The sequence below is a fragment of the Clostridium guangxiense genome, assembly GCF_021043395.1.
GTDB lineage: Bacteria > Bacillota > Clostridia > Clostridiales > Clostridiaceae > Clostridium_S > Clostridium_S guangxiense.
The window spans coordinates 105,689-131,782 of record NZ_JAJNKE010000006.1 but is presented as its reverse complement, the minus strand read 5'-3'; the positions used below and the strand labels follow the sequence as shown (position 1 = coordinate 131,782).

Here is a 26,094-nt window from a genome sequence, read left to right as displayed (position 1 = left end):
TAGGAGTTTTTTTCTGCTCAACGGCATAAGCCTTTTTTCTTCCACTTGCTTAGCAAGTGGTTTCCTTCGTTACACAAGGAAAATTTTTCTCCGATTCTCTACGAAAAATTCGTGGTAAACATAATTAATCAATAGAAATTAAAAGCAATATATTTGATTACAAAGATTCATTTCTAAAATTCCGTAGGCACGAAGGAATTTTCTCCTTGTACTACTTCGCTGCTGTTTCTCCTAGATATGCTTTCTTTATTTCATCATTACTAAGCAATTCTTGTCCTGTACCACTCAAGGTTATCCTTCCTGTTTCCATAATGTAGCCAACATCCGCTATTTTCAAAGCTGCATTGGCATTCTGCTCTATTAGAAGAACCGTCATACCATCTTTATTTATTTTCTTTATGATTTCAAATAATCCTTTTACTACTATAGGTGCAAGTCCAAGAGAAGGCTCGTCCATCATTATTAACTTTGGTCTTGACATAAGAGCTCTTCCTATGGCAAGCATCTGCTGTTCTCCACCAGATAAAGTTCCAGATAGCTGCCAGGTTCTTTCCTTTAATCTAGGAAATAAAGAATAGACCTTTTGTAAATCCTCTTCTATGCCTTTACGATCTTTTCTGGAATAAGCACCTATTTTTAAATTTTCAAGTACGGTTAAGTCTTCAAAAACTTTTCTTCCTTCTGGCACTAAAGCTATTCCGTTTTTAACCATACTTTCAGTACTAATCTTCGTTAAATCCTTACCTTCATACTCTATACTTCCACTTTTAGGTTTTACAAGTCCAACTATAGCCTTTAATGTTGTACTCTTACCAGCTCCATTAGCTCCAACCAAGGTAACTATTTTACCACTTGGCACATCCAAGCTTATGCCCTTTAAAGCCTCTATACCACCATATGCCACTACTAAATCCTCTATTTTAATCATCCTCGGATACCCCCAAATATGCGTCTATAACCTTTTTATCATTTTGAATTTGAGAAGGTGTGCCTTTAGCTATGGTAATTCCATACTCAAAAACCTGTATTTTATCTGACAAGCTCATAACCATACTCATATGATGCTCTATCATAAATATTGTTAATTTATACTTTTCCTTTATCTCATTTACAAATTCAGAAAGCTCATCCGTTTCTGTAGGATTCATACCTGCTGCTGGTTCATCCAGTAAAAGAAGCTTGGGATTAGTTGCAAGTGCTCTTGCTATTTCAAGCTTTCTCTGTTTACCATAAGGAAGTGAACTTGATTTTTCGTATTTTAAATCTTCTAAACCTAAATCTCTTAAAAGTTCAAGAGATTTATCAAGCATTTCCTTTTCTTCTCTTTTATATTTTGGAAGCTTTAATATAGCCTCAATAAAGTTTGATTTTATGTGAACATGATTAGCTATCAATACATTATCAAGTACATTTAAATCCTTAAAAAGTCTTATATTTTGGAAGGTTCTTGCAATCCCCTCTTTTGTTATAAGATCCTGTCTTTTACCTGTGATGTCCTTATCCTTAAAAATTATTTTACCTTTTGTAGGTGTATAAACATTCGTTATCATATTAAACGCTGTGGTTTTACCTGCTCCATTAGGTCCTATCAAAGATACTATTTCACCTTCATTTATCTCAAGATTAAAATCTTTAACCGCTGTAAGACCACCAAACTGCATTGTCGCATTTTCTACTTTAAGTAATGCCATTAGTTTTTTCCTCCCTGTCCTAGAGGTTTTTTAGTAAAAATTCCAAGTATAGATTTCCAGCTAAACTCTTTTGTGCCCATAATTCCATTTCTAAAGAATAAAACAATAACCATTAAAAGTACCGAGAAAACAACCATTCTTAGTCCTGGTATACCTTGAAATTTAATAAAGCCAATTCCAAATTCCTTTTCCATATCCAAAAATCTCAGTAATTCACCCAAAATAGTTACAACAAAAGCTGAAATTATAGAACCAGTTACGCTTCCCATTCCGCCAATTACTACTATTAGCAGTATGTTGAAGGTAAGTACAAATTTAAACATGCTAGGATCTATTGTTCCAAGCAAATTTCCTAAAAGCCCTCCTCCTACTCCTGCGAAAAAAGCCCCTATAGTAAAAGCTATGGTTTTGTGCTTAAACAAATTAATCCCCATACTTTCAGCTGCAATAGAATCTTCTCTTATAGCTTTTAGGGCTCTTCCAAAAGAACTATTTATAAGTGAAACTATCACTATAACAGTAAAAATGGCAATTCCAAAACTCCAATACAAATTTGTATTATTAGGAATACCTCTAAGCCCTAACGCACCATTAGTTATACTTTGTAAGTTATTCAAAACAATTCTTATTATTTCAGCAAAGCCTAAGGTTGCAATTGCAAGGTAGTCCCCTTTCAGCCTAAGCGCTGGTGCCGCTATTAAAAAGGCCAGTGCTGCAGAAACAATTCCGGCTATTATTAACGCTGGAAGAAAAGGAATTGATATATGATTTAATGGTGATATTAAAGGTTCCATAAAAAAGTTCTGATTTTTAACCTTAGGAGCCATTGTAAGCAAAGCTGTTGTATACGCTCCAACTGCTATAAAGCCAGCATGTCCCAATGAAAATAATCCGGTAAATCCATTTATAAGATTCATGCTAAGTCCTAAAATTGCATATATTGCACACAAATTTAAAATTCTTATTTTGTAATTATCTAAGTAATTATCTGCAAAAATTAAAAGTAAAAATATAGCTGCAATAAGTGCTATATTCAAAATTTTGTTTTTCTTCAACATAAGTTTACACCTTCTCTGTTAAATTTTTGCCCATTATCCCAGTAGGTTTAAATATTAATATTACTATTAAAAGTACAAAAGCAAACGCATCTCTATATCCAGTTAAACCCGGCAAAAATGCCACTAACATTATTTCACCTATTCCAAGAATAAAGCCTCCAATAACAGCTCCTTTTATATCTCCTATACCGCCAATAACTGCTGCTATAAAGCATTTTAGACCTGGTATCATTCCCATAAGTGCAACTATCTGAGGATACTTAAGTGACCACATAACAGCTCCTATAGCTGCTAACATAGATCCTATGCAAAATGTAAAGGAAATTATTCTATTTACGTTAATACCCATAAGTTTTGCAGTGTCTACATCCTTCGAAACTGCTCTCATAGCCATACCAACATTTGTTTTATTAACTAAATATAAAAGTACAAATAAAAGCACTATAGTTACCACAGGAATTATGAAGCTAAGATTTTGAATTGATACTCCACCTATATTAACCACATTTGTAAATATTGCTGGTGTTGGAAATGCTTTTGGTCTTCCACCAAATAGAACTACAGCTAAGTTTTCAAGTAAAAAGGATACACCAATTGCTGAAATTAAAATAGATATTTTGGGTGCTGACCTAAGAGGTCTATATGCTGTGAATTCTATTGTCATTCCGAGTACACCTGTCATAGCTATGGCTATTATGAATGCAAAATACCAGGGCAAGCCAAAGGTTGCTACTCCAAAGAAAGCAAAATAAGCTGCCATCATAAATATATCACCGTGTGCAAAATTTATAAGTTTTAATATACCATAAACCATCGTATAACCTATAGCTATAAGCGCATATAGGCTTCCAAGAGAGATTCCGTTAGCCAAATGCTGCATAAAAATTTCAAAAGTCATATTATCAATCACCTCATTTTATTTTTCATTTGCTTTTATAGTATCAAGATAAGTAAATTTTCCGTTTTTCACCACTTTTAATACTGCGTCTTTAACAGCATTATTATTTTCATCGATTGTAATTACTCCTGCTGCTCCAGGAAAATTTTTAGTTTTAGCAATTGCATCTCTTATTTTTACTGGATCTACTGAATTTGATCTTTTTATAGCATCAAGTATTACCAAATAAGCATCATATGCTAAAGCCGTAACTGCTGCTGGTTCCTTCTTATATTGTGCTCTATAAGCTGCAAGAAATTTCTTTGATTCTTCAGTTATAGGCTTTTCAGTTGCAAAGAAGGTTGAAAAAACTGTTCCTTCTACTGCATCCTTACCTATATCTATAAACTCAGGTGTTTCCCAAGTATCTCCTCCTATAATAGGAACTTTTATTCCAAGCTGTCTAGCTTGCTTTATTATTAAAGCTCCTTCTGTAAAGTTACCCGGTGCAAATATAGCGTCAGGATGCTTACCTTTTATAGTCGTAAGCTGTGCTGTAAAGTCTTGATCACCTGTATTATAATTTTCCTTAGCTATAATGGCATTTTCATTTTTAGTGAACTTTTTAAATGCATCAGAAAAGAATTTACAGATTCCCACTGAATAATCGCTTGATACTTCCTGAAGTAAAGCTACTTTTTTAACCTTTAATTCATTTGCTGCATATTTAGCCATAACAGTTCCTTGAAAAGGATCAATGAAACAAACTCTAAAGTAATAATCATTACCTGCAGTAACCAATGGGCTTGTACACGAAGCTCCCACAGTCGGTATCTGCGCTTGTTTAATAACATCACCAGCGGCCATTGAATTTCCGCTTCCCCAACTTCCTATAATGGCATTTACATTTTCTTGTTCTACAAGATTTGAAGCCGCACTTGCTGCCTCTACCTTGTCTGATTTATTATCAGCAAAAACCAATTCAACCTTTTTTCCGTTAACTGTTGGATAAAGTTTATTTGCTAATTTTACCCCTTCAACCTCAAGCTCTCCACCTGCTGCGTTAGCACCGGTCATTGGTTCAAATACACCAATTTTTATTACATCGCTGCTAAATTTCTTTTTTCTATTCGCTTTAGCACTGCATCCAGTTAAAACTAAGGATGTCAACATAATTAAAGCCAAAACGAATGAAAGTTTTCTTCTCATTAAAATAGCCTCCTGTTTTTCGCCTTTTTTAGTATTTATTCAACATATTTATTCTATATTAAATACACACGTATGTCAACGAAATACAAAATGTAACTTATTGGCATATAAAAAAAAGCACCCTAAGGTGCAAGTAGAATAAATACCGCTTTAGCTGCCATATTTAAATTAAATTTTTAATATTTAGAAAAAGCAGATTTGTTATAAAAAATTTTAATATAAACGCGGTATACTGAAAAAGAATCAGTTGCCATTTAATTCTTTTTATCATTATATTTTATCATCTTATCATTTTAACCACAATAGCAAAATAATATACTTATATAAAAAAATTTTTTATACAGGAAATCTTTAGAACTCAAATATTAAAGTTTTACAAGTAATTTTTAAAGATTAAGAGTAAAGTGATGGATGATTTTTCTCCGCTAACTCTGCAAAAAAAGAACTACTCAACCTTGGTCAAGCAGTTCCTTTTCTTCTATTTATTTGTGCAAGTACTATTTAACAACGTGAACTTTCATCATGTTAGTAGTTCCTGTTACATCTACAGGTATTCCTGCAGCAACAACTACTAAATCACCTTTTTTAATATATCCAGCTTGTAAAGCCTTATCTACAGAAGAAGCTATTAATTCATCTGTTGATTTAACTGATTCGGATACTATTGTAACAACTCCCCAGTTTAAAGCAAGCTTTCTTGCAACACTTTCATTTGGTGTTACAGCTATAACTGGAACATTAGGTCTGTATTTTGAAACCATTCTTGCAGTATTTCCTGTTTGAGTGGCAGTTATTATTGCTGTTGCTCCTAATTCTCTTGCTGTAGCACAAGCTGACATAGCTATTGAATTTGCAACACTTGGAGTTGCGTCTTCTTTTCTCTTAGCTAAGATTTTTTCATAATCTAATTGAGATTCTGCTTCTTGTGCTATTTTTGCCATTGTTTGAACAGCTTCTACTGGGTATGATCCATTAGCACTTTCTCCACTTAACATTATAGCATCTGTACCATCAAATATTGCATTAGCTATATCTGATGCTTCTGCTCTTGTTGGTCTTGGGTTTCTTATCATAGAATCAAGCATTTGAGTTGCAGTTATAACAAATTTTCCTGCTTTATTACATTTTTCTATTATCATTTTTTGAGTTAAAGGAACTTTTTCTATAGGAATTTCAACTCCCATATCTCCTCTAGCAACCATGATAGCATCAGAATACTCTATGATATCATCTATATTGTCAACACCCTCTTGGCTTTCAACCTTTGAGATTATTTTTATATCTTTTCCACCATGTGCTACAAGAACATCTCTTATAGCTTTTACATCTTCAGCTTTTCTTACAAATGATGCAGCTACAGCATCAATTCCAACTTCACATCCGAAGATTAAATCATCTTTATCTTTTTCAGTCATTGCAGGAAGCTTTATTGATACGTTAGGTACATTAACTCCTTTGTGGCTTCCAACCAATCCTGTATTTGCAACTTCACAAACAATATTTGTTCCTTCTATTGTTTTAACTGTAAGTCCAACAAGACCATCATCTATTAATATAGTGTTGCCTGGTTTTACATCTTTGTATAAGTTCTTGTAACTGATAGAACATTTTGTTGCATCTCCAACTACTTCTTCACCACAGTGAACAGTAAATGTTGATCCTTTAGCTAATTCTAACTTTGAAGGTTCAAAATTTCCAGTTCTTATTTCTGGTCCCTTTGTATCTAGCACTATTGCTATTTGCTTGTTATACTTTTCTCTTAATTTTTTTACAAGGTTTATTCTTCCTCTGTGTTCTTCGTGATCTCCATGTGAAAAGTTGTGTCTTGAAGCGTTCATTCCAGCTTCAATAAATTTTGATAAAATTTCCTCATTTTCACTTGCAGGTCCTAGTGTAAAAATCATCTTTGTTCTTTGCATTATATTACTCTCCTCATTTCTTATAAAGTGTGATTTAAAAACTAAATATATATATATAAATTATTTTGAAAGCATATTAGCTATGTTATAAAGTTCCTCATTAAATTTTCTTGGCATATCCAAAGCTTCATCAATATCATCATCAACTATTTTGTTATCTCTTATTCCAACTACTCTAGATGTTTTTCCTTCAATCAATACTTCTACAGCTTTTACTCCCATTCTTGATGCAAGTATTCTGTCAAAAGCTGATGGACTTCCACCTCTTTGAATGTGTCCTAAAATTGTAGCTCTTGTTTCTATCCCTGTAACACTTTCAACCTTTTTGGCAAGTTCTGCTGCACCGCCAACACCTTCTGCTAGGATTATTAAATTATGCATCTTACCATTTAACTTTCCTTCAAGTATTGTTTTGCATAGGTTATCAAAATCATAACCTTTTTCTGGTATAATAACACTTTCAGCTCCACCTGCAATGCCAGAGTATAATGCTATATCACCACAATCTCTTCCCATAACCTCAACTATACTTACTCTTTCATGAGATGTAGAAGTATCTCTAAGTTTATTAATAGCATCTAACACAGTATTAAGTGTAGTATCAAAACCTATTGTATAATCAGTATAGGATAAATCATTATCGATAGTACCCGGAAGTCCAACTGTTGCTATTCCCAATTTTGATAGCTTTTGCGCTCCCATAAAGGAACCATTGCCTCCTATTACAACAAGACCATCAACGCCAAATACCCTTAGGACATCTGCCGCTTTCTTTCTTCCTTCTTCTTTTAAAAATTCAGCACATCTTGCAGTTCTAAGTATTGTTCCACCTCTTTGAATTATGTCAGAAACACTGTGCCTCTGCATTTCAAAAAGTTCACCATTTATAAGGCCGCTGTATCCTCTTTGAATTCCCATAACTTTAAGACCTTTATCTAGTGCAGTTCTAACTACTGCTCTAATTGCAGCGTTCATTCCTGGTGCATCTCCACCACTTGTAAGTACTGCTATAGTCTTCATATTCATATACCTCCTACGACCGCAGGGACTTAACTTGTCCCACATATTTTACAAATTGACAATTGTAAATTACAATATTAATTTTAATCTAAAATAAATAAATATTCAATGCTTTGTGTAAAATAAAGCCTACATTTAAAAATATTAATACATTTTTCTAAAACTTTTATTATTATTTTATTTAATGTAACAAATGAATTAACATCCAGCTATATTATAACACTTTTATATTGGATTCGCCAAACTTATCTTTTAAAAAATTCATTGAATCAATATTTTTTTCAAGCCACATAGATTTGTCAATCAAAAACTTTTTTCTTTCTTTTTTAGTACATAGATAAATAGGAATATTTCCTTTATAAACAACACCTATTTCCCTTATTTTACTTAGTGCATTCCTAACTTCTTCTTCATCTTCAACTAAAATATAAAGTTTTTCATTACTGATTTTTATGAGAGGTTTAATTTCTTCACATAATATTTTAGGCTGTTCATCCTCTCTTTTGTTTATCCTACCCTTTATTATTACCAGCTCATCTTCTTTTATGTAGGAAATATTTTTCTCAAATACTTTAGGAAATATTACAATTTCTATGCCAGCATACATATCTTCTACTTTTATAAACGCCATCATAGTGTTATTTTTAGTTACTTTTTTAGTAACCTCAGTAACTATACCTCCTATAATAACCCTTGATCCGTCCACTATTCCATTATCCTGAGGTAGACTTCCGTCCTCTTCTAGAGATTCATTTCCAATTATATCTAATATTTTTGTATTTGTAACATTTTCCAAAGTTTCCTTATAATCTTCAAGAGGATGACCTGAGAGGTATATTCCTGTCATTTCTTTTTCCATTGCAAGAATATATTTTTTATCAAATTCCTTTATGTCTGGATACTTTATTTCAATATCATCATAGGTATTTTTACCAAAATCTGTGAATAAATTCATCTGTCCCTGTATGTTTTTTTTCTGCTGGTTTGATACTCCATCCATAACTTTTTCAAAAACCGAAATAAGTTGAGACCTATATACGCCAAAGCTATCAAAACCTCCAGCCTTAATTATGCTTTCTACTGCTTTTTTATTTACATATGACATATCAATTTTATTGCAAAAATCAGTGAATGATGAGAACCTCCCGCTTTTATTTCTTGCTTTTACTATGCTTTCTACTACATTCATACCCACATTTTTAATAGATGCCATTCCAAATCTTATAGTTTCACCTTTAACTGTAAACTTTGAATAGCTTTCGTTTATATCTGGATGTAAAATTTGTATTCCAAGTTTATCTGCAAATCTAGTGTAAAATGCTACCTTCTCATTATTTCCCATAACGCTATTAAGCATTGCAGCAATGTACTCTGTAGGGTAGTAGCAAATTAAATATGCAGTATCATATGCAACTACAGCATAGGCAGCAGCATGTGATTTATTAAATGCATAACTTGCGAAATCCATCATTGAATCATATATCTTATTTCCAATTTCTGCTGATATACCATTTCTTACACAGCCAGGGACCTCAACTTCTCCCTCTTCATTTGTAATTCCATATATAAAATTATGCCTTTCTTCTTCCATAACATGATGCTTCTTTTTGGACATGGCACGTCTTACAAGGTCACTTCTGCCCATAGAATATCCTGCAAGATCTCTTACTATTTGCATTACCTGTTCTTGATAAACCATACATCCGTAAGTAACCTTTAAAATTGGCTCAAGTTCTGGTGTAAGATACTGTATTTCCTCAGAATTATTTTTATTCTTAATATACCTAGGTATTTCACTCATAGGCCCAGGTCTATAAAGACTTATACCCGCAATTATATCTTCAAGACTGTCAGGTTTTAACTCTTTCATAAAACTTGTCATTCCTGGAGATTCAAGTTGAAATACACCAACTGTTTTTCCATCGCCTATCATTTTATAAACTTTTTCATCTTCAAAATTTATTTTATCTATATCTATGTCTATACCTTGATTTTCTTTGATCATATCTATAGTATCTTTTATAACTGTAAGAGTTCTAAGACCTAAAAAGTCCATCTTTAAAAGTCCAAGTTCCTCAAGTACTCCCATGGTAAACTGTGCTACAATTGAATCTTCATTTTTAAGAAGCGGTACATAATTCACAAGAGGTTGAGAGGATATTACAACACCTGCAGCATGAGTCGAAGTATGTCTTGGGAGTCCTTCTAGTGTTCTTGCAACATCGATTAAATCTTTTATTCTATCATCTGAATCGTATATTTCTTTAAGTTCAGGGTTAAGTTCAAGCGCTTTATCTATAGTTATATTAAGTACTGATGGAATCATTTTAGCTATTTTATCAACCTCTGCATAAGAATAATTCATAGCCCTTCCAACATCTCTTATACAAAGTCTTGCAGCCATAGTTCCAAAGGTTACAATTTGTGAAACACAGTCTTTGCCGTATTTCTCTACTACATAGTCTATAACCTTCTGTCTTTTTTCATAGCAAAAATCACTATCAATATCTGGCATCGATATTCTATCTGGATTTAAGAATCTTTCAAAAATTAAATTATATTTAATAGGATCAATTTTTGTTATTCCAAGAGTATACGCAACTAGTGACCCTGCACCAGATCCCCTTCCAGGTCCTGTAGGTATTTCATTTTCTCTTGCAAATCTTATAAAATCCCAAACTATAAGAAAATAATCAACATAACCCATCTGCCTTATTATTCCAAGCTCATAGTCAAGTCTTTTTTTCAGCTCATCGGTTATGTTGGCATACCTTTCATGAAGCCCATTCTTACACAAATTTTCTAGGTATAAATAGTGATCTGTACCTTCTGGAAGTGGAAAATTAGGAAGTTTTGATTCATGGAATTTATACTCAAAATTACATTCGTCAGCTATCTTTGAAGTATTCAAAAGTGCTTCTTTTACATATGAAAATTGATTATACATTTCTTCCTGAGATTTTAAATAAAACTGCTCTGGAACATATTTCATTCTATTTTCATCATCTACATTTTTTCCTGTTTGTATGCACAAAAGTATATCATGAGCTCTTGAATCTTCTTTATTTATGTAATGAACATCATTAGTTGCAATAAGAGGAATATCAAGTTCCTTTGAAAGCTGTATAACCAGCTCATTTACTTTTAACTGTTCACTTATCCCATGATCTTGAAGTTCAAGATAAAAACCATCTTTAAATATATCCTTATAAAAAAGTGCAGTTTCTTTAGCTCTTTCAAGCCTTCCCTTAAGCAAATCGGACTGTATTTCTCCAGCCAGACAAGCACTTGAAGCTATAATTCCTTCACTATGCTGTTTTAAATACTCATGGTCAACTCTTGGCTTATAATAAAAACCATCTATAGATGCTTTTGAAACAATTTTCATGAGATTTTTATAACCAGTTTCATTTTTAACAAGCAGTACAAGATGATGTGTTTCATTTTCAGGATCGTTTTGCTTTATGTACATTGATTTAGTTGCCACATAAATTTCGCAGCCTATTATTGGTTTTATTCCCGCTTCTTTAGCTGCCTTATAAAATTCAACACAGCCATACATAGCTCCATGATCTGTTATTGCAATACTTTTCATTCCAAGTTCTTTTGCCCTTTGAACTAATTTTTCTATCTTTCCAGAGCCATCTAATAGGCTGTATTCTGTATGTACATGCAAATGAACGAAATCTTTAAAAATATCCTCCATGTAATTTCCTCCTTTCTATATTGTTGAATCTATTATTGTATCTTCAAGATTTTAGCCGAAAGTATGGACTTTGCTATATCTTCGTTCTTTTCATTAACCATTCCAACCTCAACCTTAGCAAAAAATCTTCCAAGATCTATTATTTTAGTATGTATATTAATATTAGTATCCATTTGAATTGGTTTTACAAAATAAGTTGATATGCTGTCAATAGATACATTCATATTATTTTTACTCCTTAATGTCATCACAGCTGCTGTTGAAAGAAGCATTCCAAGTGAATTCCATGATGCCGATCCAAGTGGTTCTAACATTTCAGATACTATTTTACCATAAAAATGCATTCCATCCTCTGCATAAGAATATTGAAAGTTTTTAAGTATCATATCTTCTATTGTTTCACCTGCTTGAGGCTGCCTAAGAGCATACTGAATTGCTTCAACAATTTCTTTTCTTCCTATTGTACCAATGAGTTTTTTATTGCTATCAACCACTAAACACATACTTATATTCTCCCAGCCCATAATGTGTGCTGCATATGCAACAGTGGTTTTACAATCTACAATAAAAGGTTCCTCATTTATATACTTTCCAACGATATAATCACTTTTTACATCTTCATTTTCTATTTTTTCACTTAGCCGTTTAAAATTAATAACTCCAATTACTTTTTTATTCTTATTTACAACAGGTAATTTATGTATCCCACTCATCTTTTCATACTTTTTAAGCTTTTTAGCTGAATCATCATATTTTAAATACTGTGGATCATCATTCATTATATCTTCAACCAAAATTATATCCTTTTTAATTAAGTTTTCAGATATCGCTTTATTTATTATACTTGCAATGGTAAAAGTATCATAATTTGAAGATATAACTGGAAGTTGTTTTTCATCTGCCAAGCTTTTAATCTCGTCACTGCATCCAAAGCCACCAGTTATGAGTACTGCAGAATTATTAAGAAGTGATACCTTTTGTGCATCTTCTCTATTTCCAACAATAGTCAAGCTTCCTGGACTTATATACTTATCCATAGCTTCTGCCGTCATGGCACCTATAACAAACTTGTTAAGCGTTTTATCTATTCCTGTTCTGCCTCCAAGTATGCTTCCATCTATTATACTAACAATTTCTCCATAAGTAAGCACTTCTATATTCTTTTTTTGAACCTTATCTATTTTTATAGTTCCAACTCTAGGTATTGTGGTTACCAGTCCAAGGTTATCACATTCTTTAATTGCTCTATAAGCGGTTCCTTCGCTTACTTCTAACTTATTGGCTATGCTTCTTACGGAAATTTTAGTGCCAGCTTTAAGTGTCATGATGTATCTTATTATTTCCTCATGCTTCGACATTAAATTTATTTTCCCTCCTTTCTAATTTCTTCTGCAATTTTTTCTATACGCCTCAATCTATGATTGACACCTGACTTTCCAACAGGTGGATCCAGCATTTTCCCAAGTTCTTTTAAAGATTCATCAGGATAATTAAGTCTTAAATCTGCAATCTCACGTAAATTTTCTGGAAGTCTTGCAAGGCCTATTTCTCTTTGTATAAGTTTAATACTTTCTACTTGCCTTACAGAAGCATTAACTGTCTTGCTTAGATTTGCAGTTTCACAATTTACCAATCTATTTACGTTATTTCTCATTTCTTTCATAATTCTTATATTTTCGAGTTCAAGAAGGTTTGTGTGTGCTCCAATAATATTTAAAAGATCAACTATATGCTCTCCTTCTTTTATATATACTACATAACTACTTTTTCTTTTTATTACTTTTGAATTTAAGTTATAAGTGTTAATTAGACCACTTAAATCCTTTGCATATTCTTCATCATGGGTTACAAATTCAAGATGATACATTTTCTCAGGATTACTTACACTGCCGCCGCCCAAAAATGCACCTCTTATATACATCCTTTTATTTACTTCATCAGAAACAAGCTCAGGTGGTATATTGTAATTAATTTCAAGCACATCATCTTCATTTTTGAGTATTCCCACAGTTTTGAGTAAATTTCTTACTCCCATTTCTTCTGTTATACACACTACATATATATTGTTTTTCTTTAAAGAATTGCTTTTCTTCACCATTATATCTGTGTGTATAGAAAAGAATTCCTTTAAGAGTTTAAATATAAGCCTTGCTATAGCTGGATTTTCAGTTACTATCCTAAAACTTATTTTTCGATTTCCTTCAAGTGACAAGGTTCCACTTGATTTCATAATAGCCGACAAAAGAGCTATAGTTCCGCTTTTATCATATTCATTATATCTACAGACTTCTCCTTTTACTTTCGATGAAAACGACATTTTACTTACTCCCTATTTTTAGTAGCTTTATTTTCTTTTAATCTCTGTGATAAGTAGAAATATTCAATTATCTTCTTTTTATCATAGAATAATTTTTTATCCATAATAGTTTCAATTAAAATTGATGCCAATTTATCAGAATCATGTCTTACAAGGCCATCTTTTATCTTTATGAAATCCCCTTTAATAACTCCAACTCCAATTTTATTAAGTTCTTTTTCATCTATTTCAACAAGTTCAGATGTCTTTTCAAAATATTTTCCCTTTAATTTTTCATCAATACTGCCTATATTCACAACAGTATAATCCACGACTTTTCCACCAACATGTTTAAATATTGCCTTTATATGGTCAGATACACTAAAGCCATCAGTTTCTCCAGGCTGTGTCATTATGTTGGAAACATATAATTTGAGAGCCTTTGTTTTTTGAAGTTCAACAGCTATATCTTTTACTAAAAGGTTTGCAATTACACTGGTATACAAGCTTCCAGGTCCTAAAATTATAGCATCTGCATCTTTTATAGCTTCTACAGTTTCTTTAAGCGCTTTTGCGTTCTTAGGATCTATAAAAACTTTTTCTATTGGGCTTTCATATAAATTTGCAGCTTCTGGTATATTTGACTCTCCTTCCACTACAACCCCATTTTTTAATTTTGCTTTTAAAACAACATTATCAAGTGTAACTGGAATTACTTTACCTGTTACTGCAAGTACAGAGCTCATCTTACGAACAGCTTCTTCAAAATTAGCTGAAATCCCATCCATTGCTGCTAAAAAAAGATTTCCAAAACTTTGATTTTTAAGTCTTCCATCTTTAAATCTGTACTGAAGTAATTCCTGCATAAGTGGTTCTGTATCGGATAAAGCAAGTATACAGTTTCTTATATCACCTGGCGGAAGTATTCCAAGGTCTTCTCTCAAAGCACCTGAACCGCCTCCATCATCTGCAACAGTAACAACGGCGGTTATATTAGATGTATAATCTTTAAGTCCTCTAAGCATGGTGGAAAGCCCTGTTCCGCCGCCTATTGCAACAATCTTAGGGCCTTTAACAAGAAGTCTTTTTTCATATATTAAGTTACTCAACCTTCTAGAATCTAAAGATACATTCAAGTATCCTTTATTTATAAGTGATATTACAGATCGCATTCCTTGAGTAATTGAGATATAAACTATAAAACCACCAGTTATAATTAGAAAAATATAAAATGCCCTATAATAATTACTATAGAATATTCCGTTTCTTATAAGTTCTGCAAGAGCAAAAGCCATAAAAAACACTCCAATAAGTCCAAGCATAATCCATCGCTTGAGTTTAATACCAGGCTTTATCCAATCCATAAATTTCATAGCTTTTTACCACCTTTATTAATATCCTCTTCAATATCTCTATGATCAATATTGACAATTTGCCCATCATTTTTTAGTCTCTTATAAATTTCATTAGCTATTGTTACTGAACGATGCCTTCCTCCAGTGCACCCTATTGAAACTATAAGCTGCCTTTTGCCTTCTTTAATGTAGTTTGGTATTAAAAATTTAAGCATATCATGAAGCTTATCAATAAAAGCTTGAGTTTGAGGAAATGACATTACATATTCACTTACCGGCTTTTCATTTCCTGAATAATGTTTAAGGTCTGGTATATAAAATGGATTAGGTAAAAATCTAACATCAAAAACAAGATCTGAATCAACTGGAATTCCATATTTAAATCCAAAGGATACTACTGTAACTATAAGTTTAGTTTCAATTTGACCTTCCCTCTGATAAATTACTGTTATTTTTTCTTTAAGTTCTCTTGCTACAAGCTTTGAAGTGTCAATTATATTATTTGCCATATTTCGAATTTCTTCCAACTTTTTTCTTTCAAGCTTTATTCCATTAATAATTCTTCCTTCTGGTGCAAGAGGATGCTTTCTTCTGGATTCTTTATATCTCTTTATAAGTACTTCATCTGAAGCATCGAGAAATAATATTTCATAACTGTATCCATTATTTTTAAGATAATCTAATCCTTCAAAAATATTATCAAAAAACTTACCACCTCTAATATCTATTACAAGTGCAACTCTATCTATCACTCCTTGCGTTTGAAAACATGCTTCTGCAAACTTTGGTATAAGTGTTGACGGCAAATTATCAACGCAAAAATATCCCAAATCTTCAAGACTCCTTATTGCCTGAGTCTTTCCTGCCCCAGATAACCCAGTAACAATGACAAATCTCATTTTTACCGCCTCCTCATTTAGTACTTGTTTATACTGAAATCAACTTAATTATAACACAAAATGCTGAAGTTACTTATACAAAATGACTGTACAACTTCAGCAAATAATTAATATAGCTATTTCCTATTTATCTTCTCCCCAGATTCTAACTTCCGGCTCAAGTTCTACATTAAATTTATTCTTAACTGTTTTTTGAACAAAATGTATTAAATCTAAAATATCCTTAGCCGTTGCATCTTCTTTGTTAATAATAAATCCAGAGTGTTTATCAGATACTTGCGCTCCACCCATTTGGGTTCCCTTTAGTCCACTATCTTGAATAAGTTTTGCTGCAAAATGCCCCTCTGGTCTTTTAAATGTACTTCCTGCTGAAGGATATTCAAGCGGCTGTTTTTCTCTTCGTCGTCTCATAAGATCGCTTATTCTTCCAGCAATTTTATCATATTCTCCCTTTTGAAGTTTAAAACTTGCTTCCAGAACAATATAGTTTTGTTTTAATATTATACTAGTCCTGTATCCAAGCTCAAGCTTTTCACTACTTAATCTCAATATTTGTCCATCATTATCCATAACTAGAACACTGTCTATCACATCCGATATCTCACCATTATATGCACCAGCATTCATAGCCACAGCGCCTCCAACTGTACCTGGAATCCCACATGCAAATTCAAGACCTGTTAAACTTTCATCACGAGATTTTATACTTACATCTCCAAGTGAAGCTCCTCCTTGTGCTGTAAGTTCTTCACCATTAATAGTTATTTTATTAAGTTTAGATAAATTTATAACGACTCCCCTAAGCCCGCCATCTTTTACGAGAATATTAGATCCATTACCTACTATATAGTAATTTATATTATTAATTTTACATAAATCTATTATCTTACTTACATCTTCATATTTTTTAGGTGTTATAAGCACATCAGCATTACCACCAACCTTAAAAGATGTGTACTTCTTCATAGGCACATCAATTTTAATATCATCCTCATCCATAAATTTATTAAGTTCTGCCACAAAATACTGAATATAATTCATAGTACATCTCCTCAAAATATTAATATAAAGTTAGTATAATTTAAAACAGGCTTATAATCAAGTTTAAATATTAATCAGCTTGCCTTTTGCCTTTAAATAATCGAAAATTTTGTTTTCATCATTATTTACTATAAGTTCTTCAGGCATATTTACTCTTCTTACAATTTCTTGTGCTTTTTCAAATTTACCTATTTTAAAACATATGTGTGCATCAGTGCTTAATATGACCTTTACCTTATTTTTCTTACAAAGCTCAGCTATCTCAATGCAGCTTTCCATGCTTCCTTCTCTAGAACCAGTTAATGAGCCATTATTCAATTCTATAATGGTATTAGTCGCTTTTGCCTTTTTTACTACAGTTTCTTTATCGATTGGAAAAGTGGGATTCCCCAAATGTCCAAGTATATCTATTCTTTTATTATTCATAACATTTATAACCGCTTTTGTGTTTTCTTCAATAGTTCCTGGATCAATACATGGATCATGGAGGCTTGCAATTATATAATCCAACTTTTCTTGTACCTCTTCTGGTAAATCTATATTGCCTTCTCTATCAATTATATTAGCTTCACAGCCCCTTAGTATTTTTACACCATAAAGCTCCCTAGGAATATTTCTCATGTTTCCAAAATAATATATATGTGGTCCACCAGGCATTTTAGGTCCATGTTCACTAGTACCCAACACTTTTATTCCATTTAACGATGCCTGTTTTATATTTTCAAGTAATGTTGTATAAGCATGCCCACTCACTATACTATGCGTATGCAAATCTACTACGTACTTCAAATCAATTTCCTCCCAACTAATACAATTCACAATGAGTGAAGGGTTTTGCCACAGCAAAAAGTTAAGGGATATTTTTCTCCGCTTCACTACGAAAAATAAATAATTTAAATAAGTTAAAGATTTTCTGTAGTAAAACGTAAGAAAATCATCCTTAGCTTTTTATCGAAGATAAAAAAGTTCACCTTTTACGTGCATAGCACCGTAAACCCCTTCACCTTTCGCATAGCGAAAACCTTAGTCTTTTAACGAACGAAGTAAGTTAAAACCCTTCACTTCTTAAATTAGTTCGCAATATTTTTAGTGCGACATCCCCATTCTTCGTCATTGTGAACTGCTTTTAAAGTATTGAACAATGCTTTCTGCTGCTTTTTTGTTTATAGATGATACTTTTATAAGTTCATCATAAGATGCTTTTTTTATATTTTCTATGCTGCCAAAATTTTTAAGCAGTTCTTTTCTTCTGGTAGCTCCTATATCTGGTATATCATCTAACACTGAATGAAGCACCCTTTTATCTCTTAGGCTTCTATGATAGGTTATAGCAAACCTATGTACTTCATCTTGAACTCTAGTGACAAAATGCATTATATCAGAATTTCCCTTTAAATTTAATTCCTCATTATTATATATTATTCCTCTAGTATTATGCCTGTCATCCTTAACCATTCCACATACAGGAATATTTATACTAAATTCTTTAAGTACCTCAAGGGCTATATTTATTTGACCCTTACCTCCATCCATTAAAATAAGATCCGGAAACACACAAAACTTTCCTGCACTTAAAGATATTTTACTCTCCGCAATTGCTTTAACCTCTTCTAAACCATGTTTGAATCTTCTAGTTAAAATTTCTCTCATACTCTCGTAATCATTAGCGCCCTTTACAGAATTTATTTTAAATCTTCTATAATCACTATTTTTAGGTTTCCCATCTTCAAAAACAATCATTGATCCAACAGAATCAACACCTTGAATATTAGAAATATCATATGCTTCTATTCTATGTGGTATATCATCTAGTTTAAGAAATTCAGCCAATTTTTCAATAACTTGTGTATTATTCTTCTTATCACTCAATAGTTTTAATTTAAACTGTTCAAGCATAATCTTAGAATTTCTAAAAACCATATCAAGCAAATCTTTCTTCTCACCCTTTTGTGGAATCTTAATGTTTACTTTAGAACCTCTTTTCATTGAAAGCCAATCCTGCAAAAGTTCTGCATCGTAAATACAAGGAACATATATATCCTTTGGTATATAAGCTGTTCCCCCATAAAATTCCTTTATAAATTCGGATATTATTTCCTCACTGCTCTGCCCTTCTGTATTATCAAAAGTAAAATGCTCTCTTCCTATAATTTTTCCTGTTCTAACAAAGAATATCTGAACACAGCTATCTTTTCCATCGCTAAAAACATTTATGAAATCCTCATCTTGAAAATTACTTCCAATTATTTTTTGCTTTTCAAGTATTTTTTCACATGCACTTATTTTATCTCTATAGGCTGCTGCTTTTTCAAATTCAAGTTCTTCCGCTGCTTTATCCATTTTTCTTTTCATATCATTTATAATTTCAACATTTCTGCCTGAAAGAAGTGATAATACATTCTTTATTATAACGGAATATTCCTCTTTGGTTACAAATCCTGCGCATGGTGCATTACATCTTTTTATATAATAATTAAGGCAAGGTCTAACTTTCTTCTGTCCTTCCTTAATTGTCATTTTGCAATTTCTAATAGGAAAAATTTTTTTAATCAAGTCCAGCGTTTCATATACCGCTGAAACTTCAGGGTACGGTCCAAAATATTTTGTTCCATCCTTAACTTTCATTCTAGTCATTATTATTCTCGGAAAATCCTCATTTATAGTGACCTTAATAAAAGGATAGTGTTTGTCATCTTTTAAGAGTATGTTATACCTAGGTCTATACTTTTTTATTAAGTTACATTCTAAAATAAGTGCTTCCATTTCAGAATCTGTAACTATATATTCAAACTCAGCTATGTTTTTAACCATTGCCTTAACTTTTTCAGAATGGTTTTTTGAACTTTGAAAGTATTGTCTAACTCTATTCTTTAATATTTTTGCCTTTCCTACATATATTATTTCACCCAAAGAGTTCTTCATAAGATATACTCCTGGTCTATCTGGAAGAATCTTTAACTGATACTTAAAATCAAACACTTTTCTCTCTCCTTCTACTTGCCCAATGCAGTTCCCATTACCTGTGAAGCAATTTTAGCTGCTGCAATACCACCTTGGCCTCCATCCTCAACTATAACTGCCACTGCAACTTTAGGATTGTTATATGGAGCAAAGCCTATAAACCACGAATGAGGTTTTGCATCTTTTCCATTTTCTTGATGATCTGCCGTACCTGTTTTACCACAAACATCAACGCCTTCTATAGCCGCATTTCCACCTGTTCCTTCTGCAACAACATTTTTCATAAAACTTCTCATTGTAGCCGCAACATCACTTGATATTATGCTTCCATTGCTTTCTCCTTGAATATCTTGCACAACACTTCCGTCGCTAGCTAATATCTGTTTTACAAGATGAGGTTTCATCATAACTCCATCATTTGCAATAGTACTTGCTACAAGAGCCATTTGCATAGGAGTAGCAAGATCGCTTGCCTGACCTATGGCACTTTGAGCCTTATTTCCCACTTCATAGCTTTTAAGTGTTGGAAATTGACTTTTATCTATAACTATTCCATCACAAGGTATATCCTTATTAAAATAAAAATCTTCTGCTGTTTTCTTTAGCTTGTCATTTCCAAGTTCCATACCTAATGTTCCAAATACAACATTACTTGAATGCACATAAGCATCCTTAAAGCTTATAGTTCCAAAAGACTCTCCATCAAAATTCCTTAAGGATTGTCTTGAATTAAATACAAGTACACCATTGTCATTAAAAGTTCTATTTTCAATTCCAGATATATTTTCAAGTGCACTAATTGCAGTTATAGTCTTAAAGGTAGATCCCGGCGGATATAATCCTGAGACTGCTCTATTTAAAAGTGGTCTACTTGAATCACTATTTAATGAAGACCAATTCGACTGAAGTGCAGAATCATTTGGATCAAAAGATGGTTTTGACACCATTGCTAAAATTTCACCAGTTTTAGGATCTAAGGCTACAACAGCTCCTCTGTTATCACCAAGCGCATCAAATGCCTCCTTTTGAACATTGTAATCTAAAGTAGTTATTAAATCATCTCCATTTTTTTCTTCTGCTTGAACATTACCTTTATTTTTTATGACACTATTTAAAAACTGTGTTAAACTCTCATCCTTTGCACCCATTAAATATTGGTCGTACTTAGCTTCAAGTCCAGTTAATCCATACTTTTGATTTACATATCCAAGTACATGTGCAAATAATGCCCCTCCAGTATAACTTCTTTTCTGAGTAAGAGTATTTACTCTTTCACTGGTCGTTAAAGGCTTTTTATTTCTGTCATATATTGTACCTCTTAAAACTTCATTTCTCTTTGCCCATAACCTTTTATTGTCGGTATTATTCACAATTTTAGGTCCTGTCACCATTTCAAAATATGTTATGTAAGAAATGGTGGCAATAAAGAATATTATAAAAACCATCAAAACCTTTTTTGTATTATTCGAAATATCGTTCATTTATTTTCCTCCCTCTGATATTTTTTGAATTATACCAAGGGCAACAAAAATTATTATCATTGAGCTTCCACCTGAACTAATAAGTGGAAGAGTTATTCCAGTTAAAGGTATCATTCCAGTAACTCCTCCAACTATTACTAAAACTTGTGACGCTATCATTGCACTATATCCTACTGCAAGAAGTCTTGAAAAATTATCTTCTGCATATACCGCTGCACGCATACATCTATAAAAAAGTAAAAAGTAAAGAATCATTATGGCAAATCCCATAAGCACTCCCATTTCCTCACAAATAGCTGAAAATATAAAATCAGATTCACTTACAGGTACAAAATTAGGATATCCAAGTCCAAGTCCTGTACCAAACAATCCACCCCAAGCTATAGAGTACATTGATTGAACCAATTGATAACTTTGATTGGTTTTATACGGCCATGGATTATGCCATATCATAAATCTTAAACGAACATGCCCAAACAATTTATAGCTTAAAAATCCACCAACTATAAATAAAATTAAACACACAACTATGTATTTTAATTTTGATGTTGCTATATAAAGCATTGTAATAGAAATTCCGAAAAATAAAAGAGCTGAACCTAAATCATTTTGCAGTACCATGAAACCTAAACTTACCATTACAACAATGGCTGGTTCTATCAGCTGTTTAAAATTTTTATATCCCTTTAAGGCAGACGCCAGATAGGCAACAAAAAATATTTTTCCAAATTCAGAAGGTTGAAATCCCATGCTGCCAATATACACCCAGTTTTTAGCTCCATATTTTGATGTACCATGAATAGTAGCCATTGCCATAAATATCAAGCAAACAACCATATATACATATTTATACTTTTCGTATTTTTTAAGATCTGGAAGCAATACAACAATAAGTATAAATATTGCAATCCCACCTATAAACCAAATAATTTGTTTTACGGCAAGATCTGCCTTAATTCTATATAACATCACCATTCCTATAGATGACAGTATACATGAAAATATAAGTACATACTTGTCTCCATCAGGATAAAATTTTCTAAGTATAAAGTGCGAATATGCCATTAAAAAGCATATTATTCCACATAATACCAGTGCTCCTTTATCAAAAGGATCCTTTATTATAAATAAGTTAAAGAAACAAACTAAGCAAAAAAGGTAAGTATATCTTAATAGCTTTTTCTCTTCCTTCACGCTGTTATACATATCATATCACCTATCCTATTACCTTAAATACAGCACTACCTATTTTTATTTCGTCTCCTGCTTTAATATAAACTTTTTTTTCAACCTTTCTACCATTTAGTATAGTTCCATTAGTACTATTTAAATCTTCCATTATATAATCTGTATTTCTAAGATATATTCTGGCATGGTGCCCAGAGACATATCCCTCTCTAAGAATTACAGAATTATCATCTCTTCTTCCTATTGTAGTTTCTCTATTGATTGGTATCACAGATCCTCTTCTTAAATTCCTGTTATCACCAGGGTCTATAACTTCAAGTCCAAAAGTCTTTTTTCTTGAAGGCCTTTTGGAACCTCCATTCTTTATATCCTTATACATTATTCTCAGAGCATACAAAATTATTACATACACTATTGCAATAATTATTATCTTAAAAATCAAGCTTAATTTGCTTAGACTAGCACCAATCGATCCCAGATATAAAAACAAACAAAACACCCTCCTACGCTATAATATCTTTAATAAAGCCAAAGGCTAGCATTTTAGTTACGCTAGCCTATACAATTATAACATTTTTTTTAAGTATTGTCCTGTATATGATGAAGTATTTTTAGCCACATCCTCGGGTGTTCCAGCGCACAAAATAGTTCCTCCTCTTTCACCGCCTTCAGGACCAAGGTCTATAATATAGTCTGCGCACTTTATTACATCAAGATTATGCTCTATAACAACCACTGTGTTTCCTGCATCAACAAGTCTTTGAAGTACCTCTATAAGTTTACTTACATCATATGTATGCAATCCTGTAGTTGGCTCATCCAAAATGTACAATGTCTTTCCAGTTCCTCGTTTTGATAATTCATATGCAAGTTTTATTCTCTGTGCCTCTCCTCCTGAAAGCTGAGTAGATGGCTGTCCAAGTCTTACATATCCCAGTCCAACTTCCATAAGAGTTTCAAGTTTATTCTTTATTCTTGGTACATTACTAAAGAATTCGAGTGCCTCCTCAACCGTCATATTAAGTACATCATCAATATTCTTACCTTTATATTTTATTTCAAGAGTTTCTCTATTATACCTTTTCCCGCCGCAGACATCACAAGGAACATATACATCAGACAGAAACTGCATTTCAATTTTTATTATTCCATCACCTTTACATGCTTCACATCTTCCACCTTTTACATTAAAACTAAATCTTCCTGCCTTGTAACCTCTTACTTTTGAATCCTGTGTTGAAGCATATAACTCTCTTATTATATCAAAAACTCCTGTATAAGTGGCCGGATTTGATCTTGGTGTTCTGCCAATAGGACTTTGATCTATGTCTATAATTTTATCTATATTTTCAATTCCTCTAATTTCCTTATATACTCCTGGGTTTGCTTTTGCCCTATTTAATTTTTTGTTTAGTCCCTTATAAAGTATTTCATTAACAAGAGTACTCTTTCCCGAACCAGATACTCCTGTAACACAATTAAATACTCCAATTGGAAATTTTACATTTATATTTTTTAGATTATTTTCCTTAGCTCCTATTACTTCTATGAACTTATTGTCTAATTTTCTTCTATTATTAGGCACTACTATTTTCCTTTTTCCTGTCAAATACTGACCTGTAATTGATTCACTGCATTTTTTTATATCTTCAATTGTACCAGCAGCAACTATATTTCCACCATGCTCACCAGCTCCTGGTCCCACATCAACAATATAATCCGCAGCCTTTATAGTATCCTCATCATGCTCAACAACTATAACAGTATTGCCAATTTCCTTCAAATGCTGCATAGTGGCAATAAGTTTATCATTATCTCTTTGATGAAGCCCTATACTTGGCTCATCTAGTATATAAAGTACCCCGACAAGACTGGAACCAATTTGAGTTGCAAGCCTTATTCTTTGAGATTCTCCACCCGAAAGCGTTCTGGCATTTCTTGTAAGGTTAAGATAATCAAGTCCAACATCCACAAGAAATTTAAGTCTGCTTTTTATTTCTTTAAGTATTTGATTACTTATTATAACATCCTTTTCTTTAAGCTTTAATTTATCTAGAAATTTAATTTCATCTCTTATTGGCATAGAACTTAATTCAATTATATTTTTACCACCTACAAGTACAGAAAGCGCTTCTTTTTTTAACCTTGCACCTTTACATTTAGGACATGGTTTATCACTCATATAATTTTCAATTTCCTGCTTTATAGCCTCTGAACCACTTTCCATATATCTTCTTTTCATTTCATTTATTATGCCTTCATATGCATGATAAAATTCCATATTTCTATCATCCTTAACATAATAAACTTTTATTTTCTCACCCTGCGTTCCATATAAAAGTACATTCACAATTTTATTATCAAGTTTTTCAATAGGAGTGTTAACGTCAAATTTATATTTTTTCATAAGCGCCTTAAGTATACAAAATGTCCATGAGTCTTCTTTAAGTCTCCCTTCTCCCCAAGGTGCTATTGCTCCTTCCATTATACTTTTACTTTTATCAGGAATAACTAAGTCTTCATCAATTTCCATAAGTGTTCCAAGTCCATCACACTCATCACATTTTCCGAAAGGTGCATTGAAGGAAAAGGTTCTTGGTGCAATCTCTCCTATGCTTATACCGCAATCTGGGCATGAAAAACTTTCACTAAAAAGCATATCTTCTTTACCAACAACATTTATAATTACAATACCTGAGGATAACTTTAAAGCTATTTCTATTGAATCAGAAAGTCTGCCCTCAATTCCCTCTTTAACAACTACTCTATCTATTACCGCTTCTATATTGTGTTTTTTATTTTTTTCAAGCTTAACTTCTTCATCTTCAAGCTCAAACATCTCTCCATCTACTCTAGCTCTTACATATCCATTCTTCTTGATGTTTTCAATTACCTTTACATGTTCACCTTTTCTCCCTCTTATTATAGGAGATAAAATTTGAATTTTAGTTTTCTCAGGTAATTGCATAACTTTATCAACCATTTGATCAACCGTCTGCTGGCTTATTTCCTTTCCACATTTAGGACAGTGTGGAACTCCTATTTTTGCATACAAAAGTCTTAAATAATCATATATTTCGGTTACAGTTCCAACTGTTGAACGTGGATTTCTACTTGTAGTTTTTTGATCAATTGATATTGCTGGAGATAGACCTTCAATATATTCAACATCTGGTTTATCCATTTGTCCTAGGAATTGCCTTGCATATGAAGATAAGGATTCAACGTATCTTCTTTGTCCTTCTGCATAAAGTGTATCAAATGCAAGAGAAGATTTTCCAGATCCTGAAAGACCAGTAAAAACTACAAATTCATTTCTAGGTATTGTTAAATCTACATTTTTTAAATTATGAACTTTAGCACCTTTTATTACAATTTTTTCTTTCATTTCAT

At 32.3% G+C, this 26,094-nt stretch carries 19 protein-coding genes; all 19 read right to left on the bottom strand.

Annotated elements, in window-relative coordinates; translation table 11 throughout:
* Nucleotides 1-211: 211 nt before the first annotated feature.
* Nucleotides 212-928 (bottom strand): ABC transporter ATP-binding protein, encoded by a 717-nt coding sequence (locus LQK79_RS06595; protein ID WP_053240894.1) that lies wholly within the window; start codon nt 926-928, stop codon nt 212-214.
* A complete protein-coding gene (locus LQK79_RS06590; RefSeq protein WP_053240895.1) occupies nt 921-1,691 on the bottom strand; it encodes an ABC transporter ATP-binding protein in 771 nt (256 codons plus the stop codon). Before LQK79_RS06590 ends, LQK79_RS06595 begins: the two co-directional genes overlap by 8 nt.
* On the bottom strand, nt 1,691-2,749 hold the full coding sequence (locus LQK79_RS06585) for a branched-chain amino acid ABC transporter permease (protein WP_231016002.1): 1,059 nt from the start codon (nt 2,747-2,749) through the stop codon (nt 1,691-1,693). Before LQK79_RS06585 ends, LQK79_RS06590 begins: the two co-directional genes overlap by 1 nt.
* Before the next feature lie 4 nt (nt 2,750-2,753).
* Entirely contained in the window at nt 2,754-3,647 is an 894-nt protein-coding gene (locus LQK79_RS06580; protein WP_231016001.1) for a branched-chain amino acid ABC transporter permease, read from the bottom strand.
* Between the two features lie 18 nt (nt 3,648-3,665).
* A complete protein-coding gene (locus LQK79_RS06575; protein WP_231016000.1) occupies nt 3,666-4,835 on the bottom strand; it encodes an ABC transporter substrate-binding protein in 1,170 nt (389 codons plus the stop codon).
* A 497-nt stretch (nt 4,836-5,332) separates the two neighbouring features.
* A complete protein-coding gene (gene pyk / locus LQK79_RS06570; RefSeq protein ID WP_231015999.1) occupies nt 5,333-6,754 on the bottom strand; it encodes a pyruvate kinase in 1,422 nt (473 codons plus the stop codon).
* A gap of 60 nt (nt 6,755-6,814) precedes the next feature.
* The gene (gene pfkA, locus LQK79_RS06565; protein ID WP_053240897.1) at nt 6,815-7,774 is read right to left on the bottom strand and encodes a 6-phosphofructokinase; all 960 of its coding nucleotides are present in this window, start codon (nt 7,772-7,774) and stop codon (nt 6,815-6,817) included.
* A 214-nt stretch (nt 7,775-7,988) separates the two neighbouring features.
* Nucleotides 7,989-11,480 carry a DNA polymerase III subunit alpha gene (locus LQK79_RS06560; RefSeq protein WP_231015998.1) on the bottom strand — a complete coding sequence of 1,164 codons (3,492 nt, stop codon included), beginning with the start codon at nt 11,478-11,480 and terminating at the stop codon, nt 7,989-7,991.
* A 32-nt stretch (nt 11,481-11,512) separates the two neighbouring features.
* Complete coding sequence (locus tag LQK79_RS06555; RefSeq protein WP_231015997.1) at nt 11,513-12,838, bottom strand: DRTGG domain-containing protein; 1,326 nt, start codon at nt 12,836-12,838, stop codon at nt 11,513-11,515.
* A gap of 5 nt (nt 12,839-12,843) precedes the next feature.
* Nucleotides 12,844-13,797 (bottom strand): DNA-binding protein WhiA, encoded by a 954-nt coding sequence (gene whiA, locus LQK79_RS06550; RefSeq protein ID WP_053240898.1) that lies wholly within the window; start codon nt 13,795-13,797, stop codon nt 12,844-12,846.
* Nucleotides 13,798-13,802: 5 nt separating this feature from the next.
* Nucleotides 13,803-15,149, bottom strand: coding sequence for a gluconeogenesis factor YvcK family protein (locus tag LQK79_RS06545; protein ID WP_053240899.1), 1,347 nt, complete (start codon nt 15,147-15,149; stop codon nt 13,803-13,805).
* The gene (gene rapZ, locus LQK79_RS06540; RefSeq protein WP_231015996.1) at nt 15,146-16,030 is read right to left on the bottom strand and encodes an RNase adapter RapZ; all 885 of its coding nucleotides are present in this window, start codon (nt 16,028-16,030) and stop codon (nt 15,146-15,148) included. The genes LQK79_RS06545 and rapZ overlap by 4 nt, the downstream gene beginning before the upstream one ends.
* Before the next feature lie 123 nt (nt 16,031-16,153).
* Nucleotides 16,154-17,071: a UDP-N-acetylmuramate dehydrogenase gene (gene murB, locus LQK79_RS06535; protein ID WP_231015995.1), complete on the bottom strand. Its 918-nt coding sequence runs from the start codon at nt 17,069-17,071 to the stop codon at nt 16,154-16,156.
* Between the two features lie 63 nt (nt 17,072-17,134).
* Nucleotides 17,135-17,860 carry a phosphatase gene (locus tag LQK79_RS06530; protein ID WP_231015994.1) on the bottom strand — a complete coding sequence of 242 codons (726 nt, stop codon included), beginning with the start codon at nt 17,858-17,860 and terminating at the stop codon, nt 17,135-17,137.
* A gap of 321 nt (nt 17,861-18,181) precedes the next feature.
* Complete coding sequence (gene uvrC, locus LQK79_RS06525) at nt 18,182-20,050, bottom strand: excinuclease ABC subunit UvrC (protein WP_231015993.1); 1,869 nt, start codon at nt 20,048-20,050, stop codon at nt 18,182-18,184.
* Nucleotides 20,051-20,064: 14 nt separating this feature from the next.
* Entirely contained in the window at nt 20,065-21,513 is a 1,449-nt protein-coding gene (locus LQK79_RS06520; RefSeq protein WP_053240903.1) for a peptidoglycan D,D-transpeptidase FtsI family protein, read from the bottom strand.
* Nucleotides 21,514-22,719, bottom strand: coding sequence for an FtsW/RodA/SpoVE family cell cycle protein (locus LQK79_RS06515; RefSeq protein ID WP_231015992.1), 1,206 nt, complete (start codon nt 22,717-22,719; stop codon nt 21,514-21,516). It lies immediately after the preceding gene.
* Between the two features lie 10 nt (nt 22,720-22,729).
* Nucleotides 22,730-23,191 carry an FHA domain-containing protein gene (locus LQK79_RS06510; RefSeq protein WP_231015991.1) on the bottom strand — a complete coding sequence of 154 codons (462 nt, stop codon included), beginning with the start codon at nt 23,189-23,191 and terminating at the stop codon, nt 22,730-22,732.
* Between the two features lie 75 nt (nt 23,192-23,266).
* Nucleotides 23,267-26,089: an excinuclease ABC subunit UvrA gene (gene uvrA / locus LQK79_RS06505; protein WP_231015990.1), complete on the bottom strand. Its 2,823-nt coding sequence runs from the start codon at nt 26,087-26,089 to the stop codon at nt 23,267-23,269.
* Between the last annotated feature and the right edge of the window lie 5 nt (nt 26,090-26,094).